The sequence below is a fragment of the Skermanella stibiiresistens SB22 genome, from assembly GCF_000576635.1.
Taxonomy (GTDB): Bacteria; Pseudomonadota; Alphaproteobacteria; order Azospirillales; family Azospirillaceae; genus Skermanella; species Skermanella stibiiresistens.
On the sequence record NZ_AVFL01000023.1, the window covers coordinates 77,114 to 97,800 of the forward strand.

The following is a 20,687-nucleotide window of genomic DNA, read 5'->3' on the forward strand; positions in this document are numbered from 1 at the left end:
GAAGGGGAGCCCCGCGCCCGCCTTTGGCGAGGCGGGCGTGGGGCGGTCTCCTCCCGGAGCCGCGCTACGCTCCGACAGCCATCGCGGTCAACCGACGGCGACCGGTACCGGCTTCGTCATCGGCCCGGCCCAGGCCGGGCTCGCCACCCACATCGCGTGAGGTCACGACAGGAGGCGCCGGACTGGCCTGGATCAGCCGGCTGGCTGGCAGGGTGACGGTCATCGTCGTTCCCTCGCCCACCCGGCTGTCGATCCCGATCGCGCCACCATGCCGCTCGACCAGCGCCTTGGTGATGAACAGCCCCATGCCGCTGCCCTGGTAGCGGCGCGACGTGACGTTCTCGATCTGGCTGAAGGGCTGGCCCAGATCGCCGATCCTCTCCCGCGGGATGCCGATGCCGGTATCGGTGACGGCGATCGAAACCCCGTCATTCCCGACGGTGACGCCAACCCCGATGCGCCCACCGTCGGGCGTGAACTTGACCGCGTTGCCGATCAGGTTGATCAGCACCTGCTTGATCCGCCGCCGGTCGGCGCGGAGGATCGGCGGCGGCTCCGGCACGGCGATGTCGAACAGGTGGCTGACATCGGGCGCGGCTCCGCTGGCCACGTGGACCGCCTCCGCGATCAGCCTGGAGACGTCGATCGGCTCCTCCGACAGGTCGACCATGCCGGCCTCGATCCGCGCCATGTCGAGCAGGTCGTTGACCAGTTCCAGCAGATGCTGGCCGCTGCGGTGGATGTCACCGGCGTATTCGACGTATTGCGGCCGGCCCAGCGGACCGAACATCTCGGAGCGCAGCAGGTCGCTGAAACCGATGATCGCGTTGAGCGGCGTGCGCAGTTCATGGCTCATGCAGGCGAGGAAGCTGGACTTGGCGCGGTCGGCCGTCTCCGCCGCGTCGCGCGCCTCGCGCAGCCTCGCTTGCAGCCGGCGCTGCTCGGTCACGTCCTGACAGATCCCGAACAGGGCCACGACCCGGCCATCGGAATCGACCTCGCAACGCCCCTCCACCCACGCCACCCATTCGGCCCCGTCGGCGTTCCGCGCCCGGAACTCCCATTGGCTGGTCTTGCCCGACTTGAAGCAGTCGGTGAAGGCCCTAAGATAGGCCTGCCTGTCGTCGGGGTGGATGCGCGAAACGAGGTCGGGCAGACTGGGGACGTGTGTTTCCGGCGACGTGCCCATCAGGAAATGGGTGCCGACCGACCATTCCAGCCGGCGCGCCGCCACGTCCAGGCGCCAGTGGCCCATGCGCGCGATCCGCTGGGCTTCCAACAGTTCACGCTCGCGCTGCCGGAGCGCCAATTCCGACCGCTTACGCTCCGTGATGTCGACCAGCATGTTGATGGCGCCGATCATCCTGCCCCCAGCATCCTTCAACGGCGTCGGATAGGGGATGAAGGGCACCCGGGTTCCATCCGGCCGCTCCGCCACCGTCTCGCAACCGCGCACCGGGCGGTTTTCCCGCAACGTCACGGCCATGGAGCATTGGTCATGGGGCAGGGGGGTGCCGTCGGGCCGGTAGAGGCGCCACGCGCCGCACCACCCGTCCTCGCCCAGTTCCGGCGCTCGCCCCCACAGCTCCGCCGCTGCTTGGTTGTAGAAGGTGATCCTGCCCTCGGCGTCGGTCGTGTAGACCGCCATCGGCATGGCTTCGAGCAACGATATGTCGGGTATGTCCTGGCACGTCGACTGAAAAACGAAAGCTCGCGGATCCATGGTCTGGTCGCTCCCGGCAACATCGTTGTTCCACCGTCGAACGCCAGTTGCCGACGCGATGGTTGATAACCTCGACTCCCATTATAAGACAGTTTCCACAATTTGTATTTAACACTTCATTTACATAAATGGTCATAGGCCAAAATCGATCGTGGCAGGGTGGGAAATCGCCCGACACCTCGCGGGACGGCACCCGCGTGGACCTCAGCTATTCGCGCTTGACAGCGATCTCCCGATGCGGCTGAATGTCCGGACAAACTTACCGGCATTTCGAATGATCCATCGGCCCGGTGGGTTCCAAGCGGCCCAGACGAGCCCGCGCCGGCAAACAATCATGGGAGAGAAGCGATGCCCAGGGACGAACCGTCTTCCCGACGCGCGACCATTTCCAGCACCCTGGCGGATTTCGCGGCGGGGTTGAACTGGGACGCCATTCCGGCCGAGATCCGAACCCGCGCCAAGCACCACATCCTGGACGCCGTCGGCATCGCGCTGGCCGCCGGCACCTTCGATTTCGCGCATCGGACGCTGACGGCGCTGAACGGCCTGTCCGGTGGCGCCGCCGGGACGGTCGGCGTGATCGGAAAGTCGATGCGCCTGGCGCCGCGCGACGCGGCGCTGGCCAACGGCATCCTGTGCCATGGCCTCGATTTCGACGACACCCATCTGGGCGGCGTCGTCCACGCCACCGTCAGTTCGATGCCCTGCGCGCTGTCTGCCGGCGTGCTGGCCGGCGCCTCCGGGCGCGATCTGGTCGTGGCCTATATCCTGGGGATCGAGGTGGCGGCCCGGCTCGGTTCGGTCGCCAAGGGCGGCTTCCACCAAGTGGGATTCCACCCGACGGGCTTGGTCGGCGCCTTTTCCTCAGCCCTGGTCGCGGGCAAGCTGTTCGGCCTGTCGGCGGGCCAACTGGCCCACGCGCAGGGTATCGCCTTGAGCATGGGATCGGGCAGCCTGGAGTTCCTGGAGGATGGCGCCTGGACCAAGCGCATGCATCCGGGCTGGGCGGCGTCGAGCGGCATCACGGCGGCCGCCCTGGCGCGCGAGGGCTTCATCGGGGCCACGGCGCCCTATGAGGGCCGGTTCGGCCTGTACAACGCCTTCCTCGGCCCGCGCGCCGCCGAGTGCGACCTGGATCTCGCGACCGCCGGCCTCGGCAGCCGCTGGGAGCTGAGCCACACCGCGATCAAGCCGTTCCCGGCCTGCCACTTTACCCATGGCTGCATCGACGCCGCGATCAAGCTGGCACCCGAGGTCGACACCGGCGCCATCCGCCGCATCCGCGCCCTGGTGCCGGGCGAGGTGGTCAAGACCGTCTGCGAACCGGTCGCCAACAAGAAGCGCCCCGCCAACTCCTACGACGCCCAGTTCAGCATTCCCTATCTGGTAGCGGTCGGGCTGCGGCACGGCAGGATGGCCCTGGCCGATATCGAGCGGCCGATGCTGGACGATCCGGAGATCCTCGCCATCGCCGACAAGGTCGATTACGAGGTCGATCCCAAATCCGGCTTCCCCCGCCACTACTCGGGCGAGGTGATCGTCGAGATGACGGATGGACGCGTCCTGAACCACCGCGAGCAGATCAATCGGGGCGCTCCCGACCGGCCGCTGACCAATGGCGAGATCATCGAAAAGTACCGGACCAACGCGTCGCTGGCGGTGTCGACGGAGCGTTCCCAGGCGATCGAGGCCGCCGTGCTGGCCTGCCACGAGAGCGACGCCGCGGCCCTGTCCGCCAGCCTGACCCGCTAATCACCATCCTTCGGGAGATCAGAAAAGCATGACCGCCGCCCCCATCGTCCGCGACATGGCGGAACAGCTCGACCAGGAACGCATGATCCTGGACAGCATCAACCGCTTCCTCGACCGCGACGTCAAACCCTATGCCCAGCATCTCGAGCACGACGACATCTACCCCGAGGAGATCGTCGAGCGCATGAAGGAGATGGGCCTGTTCGGCGCGACCATCCCCGAGGAATACGGCGGGCTCGGGCTCGCCCCCAGCACCTACGCCGCGATGATCGAGCGGATCGCCCGCGTCTGGATGTCGCTGACCGGCATCATCAATTCCCACCTGATCATGGCCCATGTGGTCAACAAGATGGGCACCGACGAGCAGCGCCAGCGCTTCCTGCCGGTGTTCGCCACCGGTGAGATCCGCGGCGGTTTGGCCCTGACGGAACCGGACTGCGGCACCGACCTCCAGGCGATCCGCACGGTCGCCAGGAAGGACGGCGACGGCTATCTGATCAACGGCACCAAGACCTGGATCTCCAACGGCATCCAAGGTTCCTGCTTCGCCCTGCTGGTCAAGACCGACACCACGACCCAGCCGCGCCACAAGGGCATGTCAATGTTCATCGCGGAGAAGCGCGATGGTTTCCGGGTCAGCCGCAAGCTGGAGAAGCTAGGCTACAAGGGCATCGACAGCGCCGAGCTGGTGTTCGAGGACTACCGCGTCCCGGCCGATTGCCTGATCGGTGGCAAGGAGGGCACCGGCCTGCAATGCGCGATCTCCGGCCTGGAGCTGGGCCGCGTCAACGTGGCGGCGCGGGGCGTCGGCGTCGCCCAGGCGGCGCTGGATGAATCGATCAAGTACAGCCAGCAGCGCAGCACCTTCGGCAAGCAGATCCACGAGCATCAGGCCATCGCGCTGAAGCTGGCCGACATGGCGACCCGGACGGAGGCCGCCCGCCTGCTGGTCCGCAAGGCCGCCGAGGCGCTGGACCGCGGCGACCGCTGCGACCTGGAGGCCGGCATGGCGAAGCTGTTCGCCAGCGAGGCCGCCATCGAGAATTCGCTGGAGGCGCTGCGGATCCACGGCGGCTACGGCTATTCCAAGGAGTTCATCGTCGAGCGGCTGTACCGCGACGCGCCGCTGCTGGCGATCGGCGAGGGCACCAACGAGCTTCAGCGGCTGATCATCGCCAAGCGGCTGATCGAGCAGAACCCGATCTGACGCGACGGCGAGGGACAGGACATGACGATGACCACCGCACCCACCGGGGCATCCACGGGCGCTTCCACCGAACGGGCTCCCCTGCCGCTGGCCGGCGTCACCATCATCGCGGTCGAGCAGTATGGCGCCGGCCCGTTCGGCACCATGCTGCTGGCGGATCTCGGCGCCACCGTGATCAAGATCGAGAACCCCGCCGATGGCGGTGATGTCGGCCGCGTCGTCGGCCCGCATTTCTTCAGCCCCGGCGACAGCCATTTCTACCAGTCGTTCAACCGCAACAAGCGCAGCATCACGCTCAACCTCAAGAAGCCCGAGGCGCGCGAGGTCCTGCACGACTTGGTCCGCAAGGCCGATGGCGTGCTGGACAACCTGCGCGGCGACCAGCCGGAAAAGCTGGGACTGACCTATGACGCCCTGAGGGAGGTCAATCCCCGCATCGTCTGCGCCCATCTCTCGGCCTATGGCCGCAGCGGGTCCCGCAAGGCGTGGCCGGGCTACGACTATCTGATGCAGGCGGAGGCGGGTTATCTCAGTGTGACGGGCGAGCCGGACGGGCCACCCACCCGGTTCGGGCTGTCGGTGGTCGATCTGATGACCGGACAGGTCTGCGCCTTCGGCCTGCTGGCCGGCATCATGGGCGCCAGGGCCACGGGGATCGGGCGCGACGTCGACGTGTCGCTGTTCGACGTGGCGCTCCACAACGTCAACTATCTGGCGACGTGGTACCTCAACGCCGATCACCTCCAGGGCCGCGAACCGCGCGGCGCGCACCCGTCGCTGACGCCCAGCCAGCTGTACCGGACCGGCGACGGCTGGATCCTGATCATGTGCAACAAGGAGAAGTTCTGGCCGATCCTGGCGGACAAGCTGGGCCATCCGGAATGGGGGTCCGACCCCGATTTCTCCAGCTTCAAGGCGCGGCTGGCCAACCGGGACCGCCTGACGGTCCTGATGGACGAGGCGCTGATGACGCGCGGCACGGCGGAGTGGGTCGAGATCTTCGGCGGCCAGATCCCGGCGGCGCCGGTGCTGGATATCGGGCAAGCCTTGAACAATCCGTTCGTCGCGGAACAGGGCAACGTCGCCGAGTTCTCGGGACATCGTGACGGCGCTGGCCGACCGCTGCGGATGCTGAAGGGCCCGTTCCGGCTGTCGGACGCCGAGCTGCCGACCCGGGCGGCGCCGGAGATGGGCGAGGGCAGCGCCTCCATCCTGTCCGAACTCGGATATAGTGCCGATCGACTTCAACATCTGAAAGAGATCGGTGTCCTATGATCGCCCACGCGCCCTCGACGGAAATCCCCCGCTACCAGGAAATCGTCTCGATCCTGCTGAAGGAGATCGACGGGGGCGCGTATCGGGTCGGCGATCGCATGCCGACCGAGTTCGACCTGTGCGCCAGGTTCGACGTCAGCCGCCACACCGTCCGCGAGGCGTTGCGGAAGCTGGAGGACATGGGCCTGATCTCACGCCGGCCGGGGGCGGGGACGGTACTGGCCGCGACCACTCCCGATAGCCGGTATATCAATTCGATCAGTTCGTTGGACGAGTTGATGCAATACGCCAGCGCCACCCGGCTGGAAGTGCTGCGCTCGGAGCCGATCGAGGCCGACGCGGGACTGGCGGCCCTGCTCGACTGCGAGCCGGGAACCCCCTGGGTGCGGGTAGACGCCCAGCGCTGGGCGGCCGATACCCGGATGCCGTTCTGCCTGACGATCCTCTATGTCCGGGGCGACTTCGCCGACATCGTGCCCAAGGTCGGGCGGGAACAGGTGGCGGTCTACCGGATGATCGAGGAGTCCCACGGCGTCACCGTCCGCGAGGTGACACAGGACATCGAGGGCGTCGTGCTGGACGCCGACACCATCGCGGCGCTGGGCGTGCCGTCCGGTTCCGCCGGACTTAGGATCACCCGGCTCTACCTGGGCGCCGATGGCCAAGTCTTCGAGGGGGCCATCAACATCCATCCCGCCGACCGCTTCCGCTACTCGATGCGGCTTCAGCGCCAGAGCGATCCGCCGAGCGGGCGCAAGGGCACCAGAAGCTGAGACACCCGGAAACCGAAACACCGGGCAAAAAGCAATCGATTCTGTTCCCTGGGAGGAACACCGCAACAAGAGGGTGCCATGACCGGAATAGCCAGACCGGATGCCGCGACGGCATCCGCGCGCCACGGGACCGGCGAGGGGGCCGGGGCGGGATATACCCTGCCGAGGCCCTGGATATGGTTCGAGGACAAGATCCTGCTCAACATCGCGACGCTCTTCATGGCGGGCGCCATGGGTGTCATGTTCTACGAGGCGTCGAGCCGGTCGCTGCTGAGCGAGAGCCACTGGTGGGCCGAGGAGCTGGTCCGCTTCCTGGTCGTCTGGAGCGTGCTGCTGGCGCTGGGTTCCGCCAACCGCGACCATCACTTCATCCGCATGGACCTGCTGATCCAGCGCTTGCCGCGCGGAGTCCGGATGGGATTGAACTGGCTGAACTGCGCGCTGGGGATCGCCTTCGCCTCCGTCCTGGTCTACGCCGGGGTAACCGAGGTCATGCATCTCCACCGCATCGGCATGATGACCGAATCGAGCCTGGACTTGCCGCTGTGGCAGGTGCGCCTGATCATGCCCCTGGGTGGCCTGCTCTATATCGGCTACTTCGTGGGTGCGGCGCTCCAGCTTTATCACGGCATCGATCCGTTCGAGACAGAGGAGTTGCGCTGAGATGACCGTCGCCATCGCCGTCATCGCCCTGCTCGCCCTCATCGCCGCGGGCATCCATGTCGCCATCGCGCTCGGCATCATCGCCGCCGGCCTGATGCTGATCAGCTTCAACATCCCGCCGATCCTGATCGCCCAGACAGCCTGGGGCTCGATCGACAGCTACGCGCTGGTCGCCATCCCGTTCTTCATCTTCTCCGGCAACCTGATGTCGCGCGGCAACCTGGCGCTGGTCATCATGAACCTGGTGGCCTCGGTGGTCCGATGCTTCAAGGGCGGCGTCGCCCTGGCACTGGCGATCTCCAGCATGTTCTTCGCCGCCGTCAACGGATCGTCGGTCGCCTGCGCGGTGGCCCTGGGCCCGGCCGCCGTGCGGCTGCTGCCGGCGGAAGGCTACAGCCCCCGCTTCTCGGCCGCGCTGATCGCGGTATGCGGTACGCTGGGGCTGATGATCCCGCCGTCGCTGAGCTTCATCCTGATCGGCAGCATCGTCGGCATGCCGATCCCCGACCTGTTCATCGCCGGCATCATTCCAGGATTGCTGGAACTGACCCTGCTGGCGACCGGCACCGTCGTGCTGAGCCGCCGCTATGGCTTCGGCATCCAGCAGGACAAGCCGGACTGGAAGGCCTTCCGCAAGGCGTTGCCATCCGCCAGCGGCGCGCTGCTGATGCCGGTGCTGATCATCGGAACGATCTACGCCGGCCTGTTCACCCCGACCGAGGTGTCGGCGCTGGCGGCGATCTACGCGGCCGTGCTGGTTCTGCTGGTCTACCGCACCGCCAACCTCTTCGCGATCTGGCAAACGCTCCAGGAATCGGTCAAGCAGACCGTGATGATCTACGGCATCCTGCTCGGTTCCGGACTGCTGACCGCCATGCTGACCCGGCTGGGACTGGCGGCCGAACTGACCCGGTTCGTCGCCGAGGCCAACGTCTCGCCCTTCGTCTTCCTGCTGACGGTCAACATCCTGCTGATCATCGTCGGCATGTTCCTGGACGGCGTGTCGATGATCGTGCTGCTGAGCCCGATCCTGTTCCCGCTGGCGACAGCCGTGGACATCAACCCGGTACATTTCGCGGTGATCCTGACGGCCCTGGTCGAGATCGCCACCCTGACGCCACCGGTCGGGCTGAACCTGTTCGTCATGAGCAAGATCACCAAATTACCGGTCCACGAAATCATCCAGGGCGTCCTGCCGTTCTATGGCATTCGTCTGGTGGGTCTGGTCCTGATCAACGCCGTTCCCCAGTTGAGCTTGGCACTGCTATAGTATAGTTTTGCCAAAATCTGGTAAGTTATTGTATATCCTTGGTGATATCCAGGCTGAGGCATCTCTCTACACGGTTTCTTCACGGTTTTTAAGGTACCGTCAAGCAAGCTGAACCTTGCCTGTAGAGATCATGCTTCAGATACTGGAACCAGACCTGTCCCAAACGGTGATCCTCGAAGCGTGCGATCTGCTGCCTGGTGGTTTCGCCATCATCGAGCGGAATGGCGCCGTCGGCTACGCCAACAGCCCGTTCCGCTCCATCTTCGACATGCCGGACGACCCCGATCTCAAGCTCCTGCTGGAAAACGTCTGCGGCGGTGACGAGACGCTGTCCTCCAAGCTGAGGCGGGGAGAGCGGGACTTCACGGTTTCCTGCCGCGGCGTCAGCGATGGGCGCACCCTCGTCATGGTCGCCGAGACGGCGGTGGTGACGGTACCGGCGGCCGTCGAGCGGCGCGACGGCTTGACCGGCCTGCCCAACAGGGTGGTGCTCAACGATCAACTGACCGAGGCGCTGCGCGGGCCGGCCAACGAGGCGGAATTCGCGCTGCTGCTGCTCGACCTCGATCGGTTCAAGACCGTCAACGACACGCTTGGACATCCGATCGGCGACAAGCTCCTGTGCCACGTGGTTGACCGCATCCGGTCCTGCGTGCGCGACACCGACCTGATCGCCCGGCTGGGGGGTGACGAGTTCGCGATCCTCCAGCGCTCGCCCAAGCAGCCGGAGGCGGCCAGGGCGCTCGCCCGGCGCCTGGTCGATCTGGTCGGACGCACCTACATCGTCGACGACCACCTGCTGAACATCGGCGTCAGCATCGGCATCGCCCTGCCTCCCGCCGACGGCGCCGACCCGGACCGCCTGCTGAAGAGCGCCGATCTGGCGCTCTACCGCGCCAAGGAGGAGGGCAGGGGCCGCCACCGCTTCTTCGAGCAGGAGATGGATGCCCGCGCCCAGGCGCGCCGGGCGCTGGAACTGGACCTGCGCCGGGCCTTCGCGCTCCGCCAGTTCGAGGTCCACTACCAGCCGCAGATGAAGCTGGCCGACCGCCGCGTGGTCGGGTTCGAGGCGCTGGCCCGCTGGCGCCACCCCGAGCGCGGCATGATCTCGCCAGCCGCCTTCATCCCCATCGCGGAGGAGATCGGCCTGATCTCGCAGATCGGCGAATGGGTGCTCCAGACCGCTTGCCGCGAGGCGGCGGGCTGGCCCGACGACATCTCGATCGCGGTCAACCTGTCGCCGGTCCAGTTCTCCAGCCCCGGCCTGGTCACCATGGTGATCGCGGCGCTCCGCCAATCGGGCTTGGCGCCCGAGCGGCTGGAACTGGAGATCACCGAGAGCGTCCTGCTCCAGGAGACGGCGGCGACGCTGACCATCCTGCACCAGTTGCGGGCGCTGGGTGTCCGAATCGCGATGGACGATTTCGGGACTGGCTATTCCAGTCTCGGCTACCTGCGCTCGTTCCCGTTCGACAAGGTCAAGATCGACCAATCCTTCGTGCGCGAGATGCCGTCGGACGGCGACAGCAACGCGATCGTGCGGGCGATCATCGGCCTGGGCGTCAGCCTGGGCATCTCGACCACCGCCGAGGGGGTCGAGACACAGGAACAATTGGACCGGCTGCGGGCGGAAGGATGCACCGACATCCAGGGCTACCTGCTCAGCCGACCGATCCCGGCGTCAGGCGTCGGCGACCTTCTTCTTCAACTCCACTCTTGAGACCGTGTAGCGAAGCCATGACGACAGAGATCCACCGCATCGTTTATTTCAGCCGGAACGCCATTCCGGGCAGCGAGGAAACCATCGCCGCCGAGATCCGCCAGATCCTGGAAAGCTCGCGCCGCAACAACACCAAGGCCGATGTCACCGGCGCGCTGATGTTCAACGCCGGCTGCTTCGCCCAAGTGCTGGAAGGGCCGCAATCGGCGGTCACCCGGACCTTCGAACGCATCCAGCGCGACCCGCGCCACGGCGAGGTGCTGGTGCTGGACTATGGCGCCAAGTCGGAACGCGCCTTCGCCAACTGGTCGATGTCGTTCGTTGGCCGGGACCTGAGGGAGAAGGACTTGTTCGGCGCCATCTCCTCGGAGACCGGGTTCGACGCCAGCAGGCTGAGCGCCGAGGTGATCTTCACGACGCTCCACCGGCTGGTGGTCGAGGAGGAGAAGTCCGCCGTCGGCTGATGTGTGAGTTGCCACCTTAGGTCGCCTAGAGCGCAGCGGCAGCCGACAAGCAGGCGCGTCGGGAGTGGTGTCGGCTGCCGCTGCGCCATAGCCGACCTACGAACGTCAGTGTTTGGTGGTAAGGAAGGTTAGGCCGTATCACCCCCATCGCCACTGGTCTTCAGGTAGGTCGCGATGAGGTCCACCTCGTCGCGTGATCCCATGACGACGCCCACCCGCTCGTGCAGGGCGCTGGGCTGGATGTCGAGGATGCGGCGCTGGCCATCGGTCGCGGCGCCGCCCGCCTGCTCGATCAGGAAGCCCATTGGATTGGCCTCGTACATGAGCCGTAGCTTGCCCGCCCGGTTGGGCTCGCGCGCGTCCCACGGATAGAGGAAGATGCCGCCGCGTTGCAGGATGCGGTGGACGTCGGCGACCATCGAGGCGGTCCAGCGCATGTTGAAGTCCTTGCCGCGCGGCCCCTCGGTCCCGCTGATGCACTCCTCGATGTAGCGCCGCATGGGTGGCGCCCAGTGGCGGCTGTTCGACATGTTGATGGCGAACTCGCTGCTCACGGCGGGAATGCTCATGTTCTGGTGCGTCAGCAGCCATGCCCCCATCTCGCGATCCAGCGTGAAGCCGAAAACGCCGGTTCCGACGGACAGGACGAGCATGGTCTGCGGTCCATAGACCGCGTATCCGGCGGCGACCTGCCGCGACCCCGGCTGCAGGAAATCCGCCTCGCCGATCTCACGGCCTGAGGCATCCTCCGGCGCCACCAGGACGGAGAAGATGGTGCCGACCGTCAGGTTGACGTCGATGTTGCTGGAGCCGTCGATCGGATCGTACAGCAGGAGGTATTCGCCCTTGGGATAGCGGTTCGGAATGACATGGATCGTGTCCATCTCCTCCGAGGCCAGCGCGCCCAGGTGGCCGCCCCATTCGTTCGCCTCGACCAACAGGTCGTTGGCGATCACGTCGAGCTTCTTCTGAACCTCGCCCTGGATGTTCTCGCTGCCATGGCTGCCGAGAACGTCGCCCAGCTCGCCCTTGCCGACCGTGAAGCTGATCGCCTTGCAGGCGCGCGCGACGATCTCGAGCAGCAGTCGGAGCTGCGCCGGCAAGGCTTGCTCCTTTCGCTGCTGCTCGATCAGGAACTGGGTCAGCGTCACACGCTTCATGTCTTCTTCCTTGGTGTAATGCCGCGTTCGTCCGTCTTGGGATAGCGTATCACGCGCATCAAGACCGCATGGATTCTTCCCCGGGAGGCAGGGGGCGGCCGGGAATGGAGCGGGCGCCGTATCGGCCGTTCCAGTCGTTCTGGACCTTCTGGAGAATTCGGATCGCCGGCAACACGGAGGGACCCGACGCCAGCGGCGGACGGTTCTCCCGGACGGCGGCGAGGAAATCCAGGGTGACGCGGGCGCAGTTCTCCTGCTCGGCCTCGATCGCGGTGGTGCCCTCCGACGTCTTCAGGGTGCCGGACAGTATGTCGTAGAAATAGGTGTCCTTGTCGGTCACGATCAGCTTGTCATAGAAGCGATAGGCCGCGTGATAGCTGCCATGGACCACCAGCGTCTGGTCGGCCTCGGTCTCGACCAGCACCGTGCATTCCATCGGGATGCCGGTCGTCTCGTGAAGCGCCCCCAGATGGCTTTGGACCCGCCGGATCGGCGCGCCATCGAATAGGTACATGCCGAGATCGACGAAGTGGCAGAAGTGATGCCACAGGATGTTGTCGGTCCAGCTTCGCTGATAGCCGGTCGCCCCGATGTTGATGAGCCGCTTGATGAAGAAGCGGCCGGCGATGTGCCGGATCCTCTCGCTGCCGGCGCGGACATTGGCGAGCAGGGCCTCGCGCTCACGGCGGAAGCGCATCGGATGCGACAGGCCATAGACCTTGCCGCTCCGCTCGCCCGCCTCGATGACGCGCTCGGCCCCGCCCAGGCTCATGGCGATTGGGATCTCGATCAGCGTGTGCTTGCCGGCTTCCAGGCACTTGATCGCCTGCTCCTCGTGCTGGTCGGTCGGCGTCGCGAGGATCACGATGTCGATCGCCGGATCGGCCAGCGCCTCGTCCAGCGACAGCGTCCACTTGCGATAGCCGTGACTTTCCGCGAACTCCTGGGTTGATTGGGGATTGCGGCCGACCAGGGTGTGGAGCACGGCGTCGGTGCCGCGCAGCGCCTCGGAATGCCACACCCCCATCATGCCGTGGCCGACCATGCAGACGTTCATTTCGGTTCCCCTTTCGTCAGCCCCTTGTCCTCAGCCACGGAATTTCGGCACGGGCACACCGGGAACGTCCACCTCCACCGCGAAGATCCCGCCGGATAGGGGATACGCCGCCAGTTTTTCGTCCAGCACGTTGTGGCGAAGCGAGGTCACGTAGATCGTCCTCATGTCGGGCCCGCCGAAGCATGGCATTGTCGGCGCCGCGCAAGGCATCGGGATCTGGCGGTCCAGCCTGCCATCGGGCGACCAGCGGTTTAGCACGGCGGCGGAGACGCCTGCGCTCCAATAGAAGCCCTCCCTGTCGGTCGCGGCGCCGTCTGGCCGGCCGATCTCCTCGGTCGGCTCGGCGATCACGCGGCGGTTGGACAGCGCGCCGGTGGCGGGATCGTGGTCGAAGGCCATGATCTTCTTGCCGCGTGAATCCGACAGGAACAGGGTGGCGCCGTCGGCGCTCCAGGCCAAGCCGTTGGACACGATCAGCCCCTCGACCATCCGGGCGCAGGAGCCGTCGGGGGCGAGACGATAGAGGGAGCCCAAGGGCCTGCTCATGCCCTCCTCGTCCATGGTGCCGGCCCAGAAGCTTCCGTCGGGCGAGACCTTGCCGTCGTTCAGGCGGTTGCCCGGCTGGTCCGGTTCCGGGTTGGCGAGGAGGGTCAAGGCGCCGCTGTCGAAATCGAACAGGTGGAAGCCGGTCCGCAGCGCCACCACGGCGCCGCCGGCTTCGCGCAGGCCGAACGAGCCGATCGAGGCCGGCATCTCCCAGGTCCGGGTGGCTCCGGTCACGGGGTCCAGCCGGTTGAGGGTGGGGGCGAGGATGTCGACCCAGTAGAGCGCCTGTTCCTCCGCCGACCAGACGGGGCATTCGCCGATCGTGGCCCGCGCGTCGAGCACGCATCCGACATCAGGCTGGTTCGAGTCAGGCATGGGGGATGCTCCCTGTGTCGATGGTGAAGGCGAGCTTTCCCAGCACGGCCTTGAGGTGGTCGTGACCCATGCGGGCATAGGTCAGGGGGTGGGCCTTGGCGGGATCCTGTTCGGCCTCGCAGATCACCCAACCCTCGTAGCCGGCGGAGGCCCCAAGGGCACCCAAGGGCCGGAACGCCGCCTCGAAATCGATCATGCCGTCGCCGGGCACGGTGTAGACGCCGTTGACCACGGCGTCGAGGAAGCTCCAGCGTTCCCCCCGGGCGCGCCTCAGCACATCGAGGCGGACATCCTTGGCGTGGACGTGGTTGATCCGCGTGGCCCATTTCGCCGCGACCTCGGCGGGATCCTCGCCGGCGTAGGTCAGATGACCGGTGTCGTACAGCAGCCCGACGGTGTCCGGGGTGCCGGACAGCAGCCGGTCGATCTCGGCCGCGGTCTCGATCACCGTGCCCATGTGGTGGTGGAAGGCGAGGCGGACGCCCTCCGCCGCCATCAGCTCGGACAATTTGGCGATCCGGTCGAGGAAGACCGGCCATTCCGCCTCGCCCATGACGGGCCGATCGGCCACCGGCACGTCGCGCCGGCCTTGGACGGTGTCCGAGGTCTCGGCGAAGACCATCACCTCGCAGCCGCAGGCGGCCAGCAGGTCCAGGTGGGGGCGCATCACCGCCATCTCCTGCTCCACCGTCCGCTTGCGGAGTTCGGCGCCGTACCAGCCGGAGACGAGTTCAAGTCCGTGGGCGGCCAAGGTGGCTTTCAGCGCGTCGGCCTGTTTCGGGAACTTGTTGCCCATCTCGGTCCCGGTGAAGCCGGCCTCGCGGGTCTCGCGCAGGCAGGTCTCCAGGGGGGTGTCGCCGCCCAACTCGGGCAGGTCGTCGTTGCTCCAGGCGATCGGGTTGGTTCCCAGCCTCACTCTCATCGCGGACTCCCTGTCATTGATTCACCCCTGGGCCTGATCGCGCCGGGCCTCGACATGGGCGGCGTGGGCGTCGCGAACTTTGGCGCGCTCCGACACCTCGGGCACGGCGACGTCCCACCAGGCGCCCCCCGCCTCGGTGGTCGGCATCGGGTCGGTGTCGATCACGATCACGTGGGTCCGGTCCGACTGACGGGCGCGCTGGAGCGCCGATTCCAGGTCGGCGACGCCGGCGACCTTCTCGGCGATGGCGCCGAGGCTGCGGGCGTGGCCGGCGAAGTCGATCCAGCCCTCGTCCACCCGGTGATCGACATCCGCGATCAGGTTGTTGAAGCTCTCGCCGCCGCAGGCCCGCTGCAGGCGGTTGATGCAGCCGAAGCCCCGGTTGTCGAGCACGGTGACGATCAGCTTGCGGCCGAGCATGACCGAGGTTTGCAGCTCGGAGTTCATCATCATGTAACTGCCGTCACCGACCATGACGAAGACCTCGCGGTTGGGGTCGGCCATCTTGACGCCCAGCCCGCCGGCGATCTCGTAGCCCATGCAGGAGAAGCCGTATTCCATGTGGTAACCGTTCGGCCGTTCCGATCGCCACAGCTTGTGCAGCTCGCCCGGCAGCCCGCCGGCGGCGCAGACGATGGTGTCGCCGGCTCCGGCGGCGCGGTTGACCGCGCCGATCACCTGGGCGTCGGTCGGCAGATCAGCGTTGGTGGGCGCGGTGGCCTGATCGACGGCGGCGTTCCAGTCCTCCGCCAGCGCCGCGACACGCTGGCGCCAGCCGGCGGGAACCGTGTGGCCGCCGAGCGCCGCCGTGATCTCCTCCAGCGTCCGCTTGGCGTCGCCGATCAGCGGAACCGCCCGGTGCTTGCCGGCGTCGAAGGCTTGCAGGTTCAGCTGGATCAGGGTGGCGACGCCGGGCACCAGGGCCCGCGACCCGGTGGTGAAATCCTGGAGCCGGGTTCCGACCGCCAGGATCACGTCGGCCTCGCGCGCCAGGGTATTGGCGACGGAACTGCCGGTTACGCCGATCGAGCCGACCGCCTGGGGGTGGTTCCACGGCATGGCGCTCTTGCCGGCCTGGGTCTCGGCCACGGGGATGCCGTGGCGGGCGGCGAAGGCTTGGAGCGTTTCGGCGGCCCGGGAATAGAGGACGCCGCCACCCGCGACGACCAGCGGGCGTTCCCCGCGCCGCAGCAGGTCGATCGCCCGGGCCAGATCGTCGGCATCGGCGCCGGGGCGGCGGGCGCGGTGGACCTGGGGCCGGAAGAAGCTTTCGGGATAGTCGCAAGCCTCGGTCTGGACGTCCTGGGGCAGGCACAAGGTCACCGGGCCGCAGTCCACCGGATCGGTCAGCACCTGGATGGCGCGGGGCAGGGAGGTCAGCAGCTGTTCCGGCCGGGTGATCCTGTCCCACCAGCGCGAGACGGGCCGGAAGCAGTCGTTGACGCCGATGGTGGCGTCGTTGAAGTCCTCGATCTGTTGGAGCACCGGATCGGGGCGGCGGCTGGCGAAGACGTCGCCGGGCAGCAGCAGCACCGGCAGGCGGTTGACATGGGCCACCGCCGCGGCGGTCACCATGTTGGAGGCGCCCGGCCCGATCGAGGTCGTGCAGGCCATCATCCGGCGGCGGTTGCTGGCCTTGGCGAAGGCGACGGCGGCCAGCGCCATGCCCTGTTCGTTATGGGCGCGGAATGTGGGCAGCGCGCCGCGCGCGTGGTACAGGGCCTCGCCCATCCCGGCGACGTTGCCGTGGCCGAAGATCGCCCAGCAGCCGGCGAACAGCGGGACCTCCGCCTCGTCGACAAGGGTCGCTTGGGCGGCCAGATAGCGGACCAGGGCTTGGGCGGCGGTCAGGCGGATGGTCTTTTCCATGGCTTGGTCCTCCCCTTCAAGGTCAGCGGTCCAGCCGGACGGTGGCGCCGGTGCGGAGCGACTCCAACGCCGCGTCGGCGATCCGCAGCGCCTCGTGACCGTCCTGGAAGCTGGCGAGCGGCTTGGCGCCGGTCTCGACGCAGTCGACGAAATGGTCGATCTCCGCCATGTAGGCCTCGGTGTAGCGCTCGATGAAGAAGTTCAGCACGGTATCACGCGCCTGGGTGGCGGTGGCGCCCCACGCCTCGACTGTGGTCGGGCGGCGGTTGTGGACCTGGAGCATGCCCGTCTCGCCGAACGCCTCGACCCGCTGGTCGTAGCCATAGGCGCAGCGCCGGCTGTTGTTGATGTGGACCAGCGCGCCGGAGGCGGCCCGCAGGGTGACCATGGCGCCGTCGATGTCGCCCTGCTCGCCGATGCGGGGATCGATCAGGTTGGAGCCCATCGCCTGGACCTCCACGATGTCGCCGGCCAGATAGCGCGCCATGTCGAAGTCGTGGATCGTCATGTCGCGGAACAGCCCGCCGCTGCCCCTGACATAGGCCGGCGGCGGCGGCGCCGGGTCGCGGCTGGTGATGACGACCTGCTCCAGCCGGCCAAGCTCCCCGGCCTGGACGCGGTCGCGCAGCGCCTTGAACGAGGGGTCGAAGCGGCGGTTGAAGCCGATCATCACCAGCGGATCGAGCGGTCCGATCTCGCGCCAGCAGGTCTCGACGCGGCCGATGTCCAGGTCGATCGGCTTCTCGCACAGCACCGCCTTGCCGGCTTTGGCGCTCCGCGTGATCAGGTCGACATGGGTGTCGGTAGAGGAGGCGATGAAGATGGCGTCGATGCCCGGATCGCCCAGCGCCTCGTCCACCGAGGACAGCACGCGGGCGCCCAGTTGCGCCGCCACCTCGTCCGCCGCCTGCGGCGCCACGTCGTAGACGGCGGCCAGTTCGGCGCGCGGGTGGGTCTGGATGTTGCGGGCGTGCATGCGCCCGATGCGCCCGCAGCCCAGGATCGCGAATTTGACCATGTCTCCCCCCGGTCGGGGTCCCGCTGACCCATCGAGGCGGCGGACCCGGTTCTTCTTTGGTCCCATATGATGCGATCGCGGGCCGCGACACAAGTTCGCAGAACGGATCATCACCCCGCTTTCTTAAGCCTTGCCGCATTCCATGGTGGGCAGTGGTGGAGGGAACCGGGGGCGGCGGGACGATGGGCGAATTCGATCTGGCGGGACGGCGGGTGTGGGTCGCCGGGCATCGTGGCATGGCGGGGTCGGCGATCGTCCGGCGGCTGGCGACCGAGGATTGCGAGGTCCTGACGGTCGGCCGGGAGGAGGTGGACCTGCGCGATCCGGAGCCGCTGGACGCCTGGATGGCGCGGCGGCGGCCCGACGTGGTGTTCATGGCGGCCGGAACCGTCGGCGGCATCCTGGCCAATGATAGCCGCCCGGCCGAGTTCATCCGTGACAACGTGATGATCCAAGGCAACGTCATCCATGCGGCGTGGCGGCATGGTGTCGCCAAGATGCTGCTGCTGGGGTCGAGCTGCATCTATCCCAAGCTGGCGGTGCAGCCGATCAGCGAGGAGGCGTTGCTGACGGGACCACTGGAGCCGACCAACCAGTGGTACGCCGTCGCCAAGATCGCCGGCGTCACGATGGCCCAGGCCTACCGCGCGCAATACGGCTGCGACTTCATCACGGCGATGCCGACCAACCTCTATGGACCGGGCGACAACTTCAACCTGGACGCGGCGCATGTGCTGCCGGCCCTGATCCGGCGGACCCACGAGGCCAAGGTGACCGGCGCCGCGGCGCTGACCGTCTGGGGATCGGGGGCGCCGCAACGGGAGTTCCTGCATGTCGACGATCTGGCCGACGCCGCGGTCCACCTGATCAAGGTCCACGGCACGGCGGAACCCGTCAACATCGGCACCGGCACCGACTTGAGCATCCGCGACTTGGCGGAGCTGATCCGCGGGATCGTCGGCTTCGAGGGAGAACTGCGGTTCGACGAGACCAAGCCGGATGGCACGCCGCGCAAGCTGCTGGATGTCGGCCGCCTCACCCGGCTCGGCTGGACCGCCCGCATCGGCTTGGCCGACGGCGTCGCGCGGACCTATCGCTGGTTCCTGGAGAACCTGGATCGGCTGCGGCGGTGAAGCGCCTAGCGGGCGATCAGCTCGGCGGCGATGAAGCGGCCTTCCTCGTCGGTCCCCACCGTGGCCATCGTCCGCCCGGCGCGCCGGTACCAATAGCCCGCGTTGCTCAGGTCGCCCTCGACGCGGTGGAGCCAGGCGTGGACCCAGTCCGCGTCCTTGTCGCCCTCGTGCTGTTGCACGATGCCGTGGGCCCGCTCCCACTCGCCCCGCAAACCGTGCCGGATCGCCTGGAGCACGGGCGTCAGCCCGGCGGGCTCCGGCTCCTGGCCGATCGAGGCGTTGAAGTCCTGATGGCTGATCGTTGGCATCCCCATACCTCCCTGGTGTTCCTCGCCCTTGGTCACTATCCCGATCCGTCCCGGTGGTCAACCGAACGCCAAGGCGCTTGACCACCGGAGCCGTTAGGTCAATCGAACGCCAAGGACGGTGGGACGGCGCTGGCCGATGGCACGATTCGCGGCACCCTGGTCAACCGTACGCCAACCTCGGTGACGGGAAACCACCCTTTTTGGGGAGCGAGGAGCGGAGGAGTGCCGATTCGCGGAGGCTTCGTTGGCGTTTGGTTGACTTGAGGGCATGCCGCGTTGGCGTTTGGTTCACCTCGGGGCTGATGGGCTTGGCGTTTGGTTCACCTCGGTCGGGGGCGGCGCGGAATCGGATTGGCGTTTGGTTGACCTGTGGAAAAAAGATCTGGCGTTTGGTTGACCTGGGCGATTCACCATCTGGACGGGCGGACCGCCGGTGGCATCATGCCCTCCATGAGGAGGAGCCATGAGTAGTGAAGGACGCCAGTTAGGTCTGTTCGACAGCCCCTTGCGCGGGGATGTCAGCAATGACCGTCGGATGATGGTCTGGGGCTTCTTCGCGCTCGATACCAGCCGCAAGTCGATGGACCCCATCATTTATGATGACGGCATGCGCAGGATCGAGGTCAAGCCGAGTTATTCCGGCATGGCCAACGTGGTGGACAAGGACTTCATCATCTACATCGCCAGCCTGATGCGCGAGAAGATGGAGAAGGGCGAACGCCCGGCGCAGAAGTTCACGTTCACCGCCAACGATTTCTGCCGGGTTTCCGGCAAGGTCGTCGGCGGCTCCGCCTATGAGCAGATCCGGGAGAGCATCGACCGGCTGCAAGGCACCCAGATCAAGACCAACATCGAGACCGGGGGAGAGGGCGAGGACGCCTGGTTCTCCTGGATCTCAAAGGCCAAGATCAACTATCGCACGACCAAGGACGGCAAGAAGTCGATGCGCTCGATCACGGTCGAGCTGTGCGACTGGCTCTACCGCGCCATCCTGCACGACGACATGATGCTGACCTACAACCAGCGTTATTTCGAACTGGCGCCGTTGCCGCGCCGGATCTATGAGATCGCCCGCAGCCATATGGGCGGCAACGAGGGGTTCCGGATCAACCTGGAGTCGCTCAAGACCCATGTCGGCGGCTCGACGCCGCTGAAGGGTTTCAAATACCTGGTCAAGCAATTGCTGGAGGCGGACAGCCTGCCCGACTTCGGCATCGCGCTGGCCAATCAGAAACGCCTGGAGGCCGGTCCGCTGGACGGCTCCGAACGCATTCCGCTGAAGGATGTCGCGGTGATCTTCTGGCGCCGGTCTTCCGGCCGTCCAGGCGATTTCGCGGCGCTGCCCTTCTGGAATCCCGAGCTGTGAGAACACCGGAAACCAAGGATCGCGACATGACGTAGACAAAGGAAAGGCCCGCCTGCCAGGGCGGGCCCACCCCCGAACACAAGCGG

At 66.9% G+C, this 20,687-nt stretch carries 18 protein-coding genes; 10 read left to right on the plus strand and 8 right to left on the minus strand.

The genetic code is table 11. The features are described from left to right. Window positions 1-64 precede the first annotated feature (64 nt). Complete coding sequence (locus tag N825_RS36920) at window positions 65-1,723, minus strand: sensor histidine kinase (RefSeq protein ID WP_084165062.1); 1,659 nt, start codon at window positions 1,721-1,723, stop codon at window positions 65-67. 348 nt (window positions 1,724-2,071) lie between these two features. Here N825_RS36920 and N825_RS25405 point away from each other — a divergent pair, with 348 nt between their 5' ends. The 8 genes from N825_RS25405 (at window position 2,072) to N825_RS25440 (ending at window position 10,847) form a co-directional block, all read left to right on the plus strand. Next, the gene (locus N825_RS25405; protein WP_037458277.1) at window positions 2,072-3,475 is read left to right on the plus strand and encodes an MmgE/PrpD family protein; all 1,404 of its coding nucleotides are present in this window, start codon (window positions 2,072-2,074) and stop codon (window positions 3,473-3,475) included. 28 nt (window positions 3,476-3,503) lie between these two features. After that, the gene (locus N825_RS25410; RefSeq protein ID WP_051513049.1) at window positions 3,504-4,682 is read left to right on the plus strand and encodes an acyl-CoA dehydrogenase family protein; all 1,179 of its coding nucleotides are present in this window, start codon (window positions 3,504-3,506) and stop codon (window positions 4,680-4,682) included. A 21-nt stretch (window positions 4,683-4,703) separates the two neighbouring features. Beyond that, window positions 4,704-5,957: a CaiB/BaiF CoA transferase family protein gene (locus N825_RS25415; protein WP_211098415.1), complete on the plus strand. Its 1,254-nt coding sequence runs from the start codon at window positions 4,704-4,706 to the stop codon at window positions 5,955-5,957. After that, window positions 5,954-6,730 carry a GntR family transcriptional regulator gene (locus tag N825_RS25420; RefSeq protein ID WP_051513051.1) on the plus strand — a complete coding sequence of 259 codons (777 nt, stop codon included), beginning with the start codon at window positions 5,954-5,956 and terminating at the stop codon, window positions 6,728-6,730. The genes N825_RS25415 and N825_RS25420 overlap by 4 nt, the downstream gene beginning before the upstream one ends. Window positions 6,731-6,808: 78 nt before the next feature. Beyond that, window positions 6,809-7,393, plus strand: coding sequence for a TRAP transporter small permease (locus N825_RS25425; protein WP_051513054.1), 585 nt, complete (start codon window positions 6,809-6,811; stop codon window positions 7,391-7,393). Window position 7,394: 1 nt separating this feature from the next. Next, window positions 7,395-8,663, plus strand: coding sequence for a TRAP transporter large permease (locus N825_RS25430; protein ID WP_037458278.1), 1,269 nt, complete (start codon window positions 7,395-7,397; stop codon window positions 8,661-8,663). A 130-nt stretch (window positions 8,664-8,793) separates the two neighbouring features. Continuing rightward, entirely contained in the window at window positions 8,794-10,383 is a 1,590-nt protein-coding gene (locus N825_RS25435; RefSeq protein ID WP_051513056.1) for a putative bifunctional diguanylate cyclase/phosphodiesterase, read from the plus strand. A gap of 17 nt (window positions 10,384-10,400) precedes the next feature. Further along, the gene (locus N825_RS25440; protein ID WP_037458279.1) at window positions 10,401-10,847 is read left to right on the plus strand and encodes a BLUF domain-containing protein; all 447 of its coding nucleotides are present in this window, start codon (window positions 10,401-10,403) and stop codon (window positions 10,845-10,847) included. Between the two features lie 128 nt (window positions 10,848-10,975). On the opposite strand, the gene N825_RS25445 is transcribed toward N825_RS25440, so the two are convergent. From N825_RS25445 to iolG, 6 genes are read right to left on the minus strand one after another with little or no spacing between them, the layout of a single operon-like run. Further along, window positions 10,976-12,007, minus strand: coding sequence for a class 1 fructose-bisphosphatase (locus N825_RS25445; protein ID WP_037458280.1), 1,032 nt, complete (start codon window positions 12,005-12,007; stop codon window positions 10,976-10,978). Between the two features lie 58 nt (window positions 12,008-12,065). After that, window positions 12,066-13,064 (minus strand): Gfo/Idh/MocA family protein, encoded by a 999-nt coding sequence (locus tag N825_RS25450; protein WP_037458281.1) that lies wholly within the window; start codon window positions 13,062-13,064, stop codon window positions 12,066-12,068. A gap of 30 nt (window positions 13,065-13,094) precedes the next feature. Next, window positions 13,095-13,985, minus strand: coding sequence for an SMP-30/gluconolactonase/LRE family protein (locus N825_RS25455; RefSeq protein WP_037458282.1), 891 nt, complete (start codon window positions 13,983-13,985; stop codon window positions 13,095-13,097). Continuing rightward, window positions 13,978-14,907, minus strand: a complete 930-nt coding sequence (gene iolE / locus N825_RS25460) for a myo-inosose-2 dehydratase (RefSeq protein WP_037458283.1) — start codon at window positions 14,905-14,907, stop codon at window positions 13,978-13,980. Before iolE ends, N825_RS25455 begins: the two co-directional genes overlap by 8 nt. A gap of 21 nt (window positions 14,908-14,928) precedes the next feature. Next, complete coding sequence (gene iolD / locus N825_RS25465; protein WP_037458284.1) at window positions 14,929-16,776, minus strand: 3D-(3,5/4)-trihydroxycyclohexane-1,2-dione acylhydrolase (decyclizing); 1,848 nt, start codon at window positions 16,774-16,776, stop codon at window positions 14,929-14,931. 22 nt (window positions 16,777-16,798) lie between these two features. Further along, window positions 16,799-17,794 carry an inositol 2-dehydrogenase gene (gene iolG / locus N825_RS25470; RefSeq protein WP_037458285.1) on the minus strand — a complete coding sequence of 332 codons (996 nt, stop codon included), beginning with the start codon at window positions 17,792-17,794 and terminating at the stop codon, window positions 16,799-16,801. A gap of 182 nt (window positions 17,795-17,976) precedes the next feature. On the opposite strand from iolG, the gene N825_RS25475 reads away from it, so the two are divergent. Further along, the gene (locus N825_RS25475) at window positions 17,977-18,927 is read left to right on the plus strand and encodes a GDP-L-fucose synthase family protein (protein ID WP_051513082.1); all 951 of its coding nucleotides are present in this window, start codon (window positions 17,977-17,979) and stop codon (window positions 18,925-18,927) included. A gap of 5 nt (window positions 18,928-18,932) precedes the next feature. Here N825_RS25475 and N825_RS25480 read toward each other — a convergent pair whose 3' ends face one another. Continuing rightward, the gene (locus N825_RS25480) at window positions 18,933-19,235 is read right to left on the minus strand and encodes a hypothetical protein (RefSeq protein WP_051513084.1); all 303 of its coding nucleotides are present in this window, start codon (window positions 19,233-19,235) and stop codon (window positions 18,933-18,935) included. 463 nt (window positions 19,236-19,698) lie between these two features. Here N825_RS25480 and N825_RS25485 point away from each other — a divergent pair, with 463 nt between their 5' ends. Then, window positions 19,699-20,601 carry a replication initiator protein A gene (locus N825_RS25485; protein WP_037458289.1) on the plus strand — a complete coding sequence of 301 codons (903 nt, stop codon included), beginning with the start codon at window positions 19,699-19,701 and terminating at the stop codon, window positions 20,599-20,601. Window positions 20,602-20,687 lie beyond the last annotated feature (86 nt).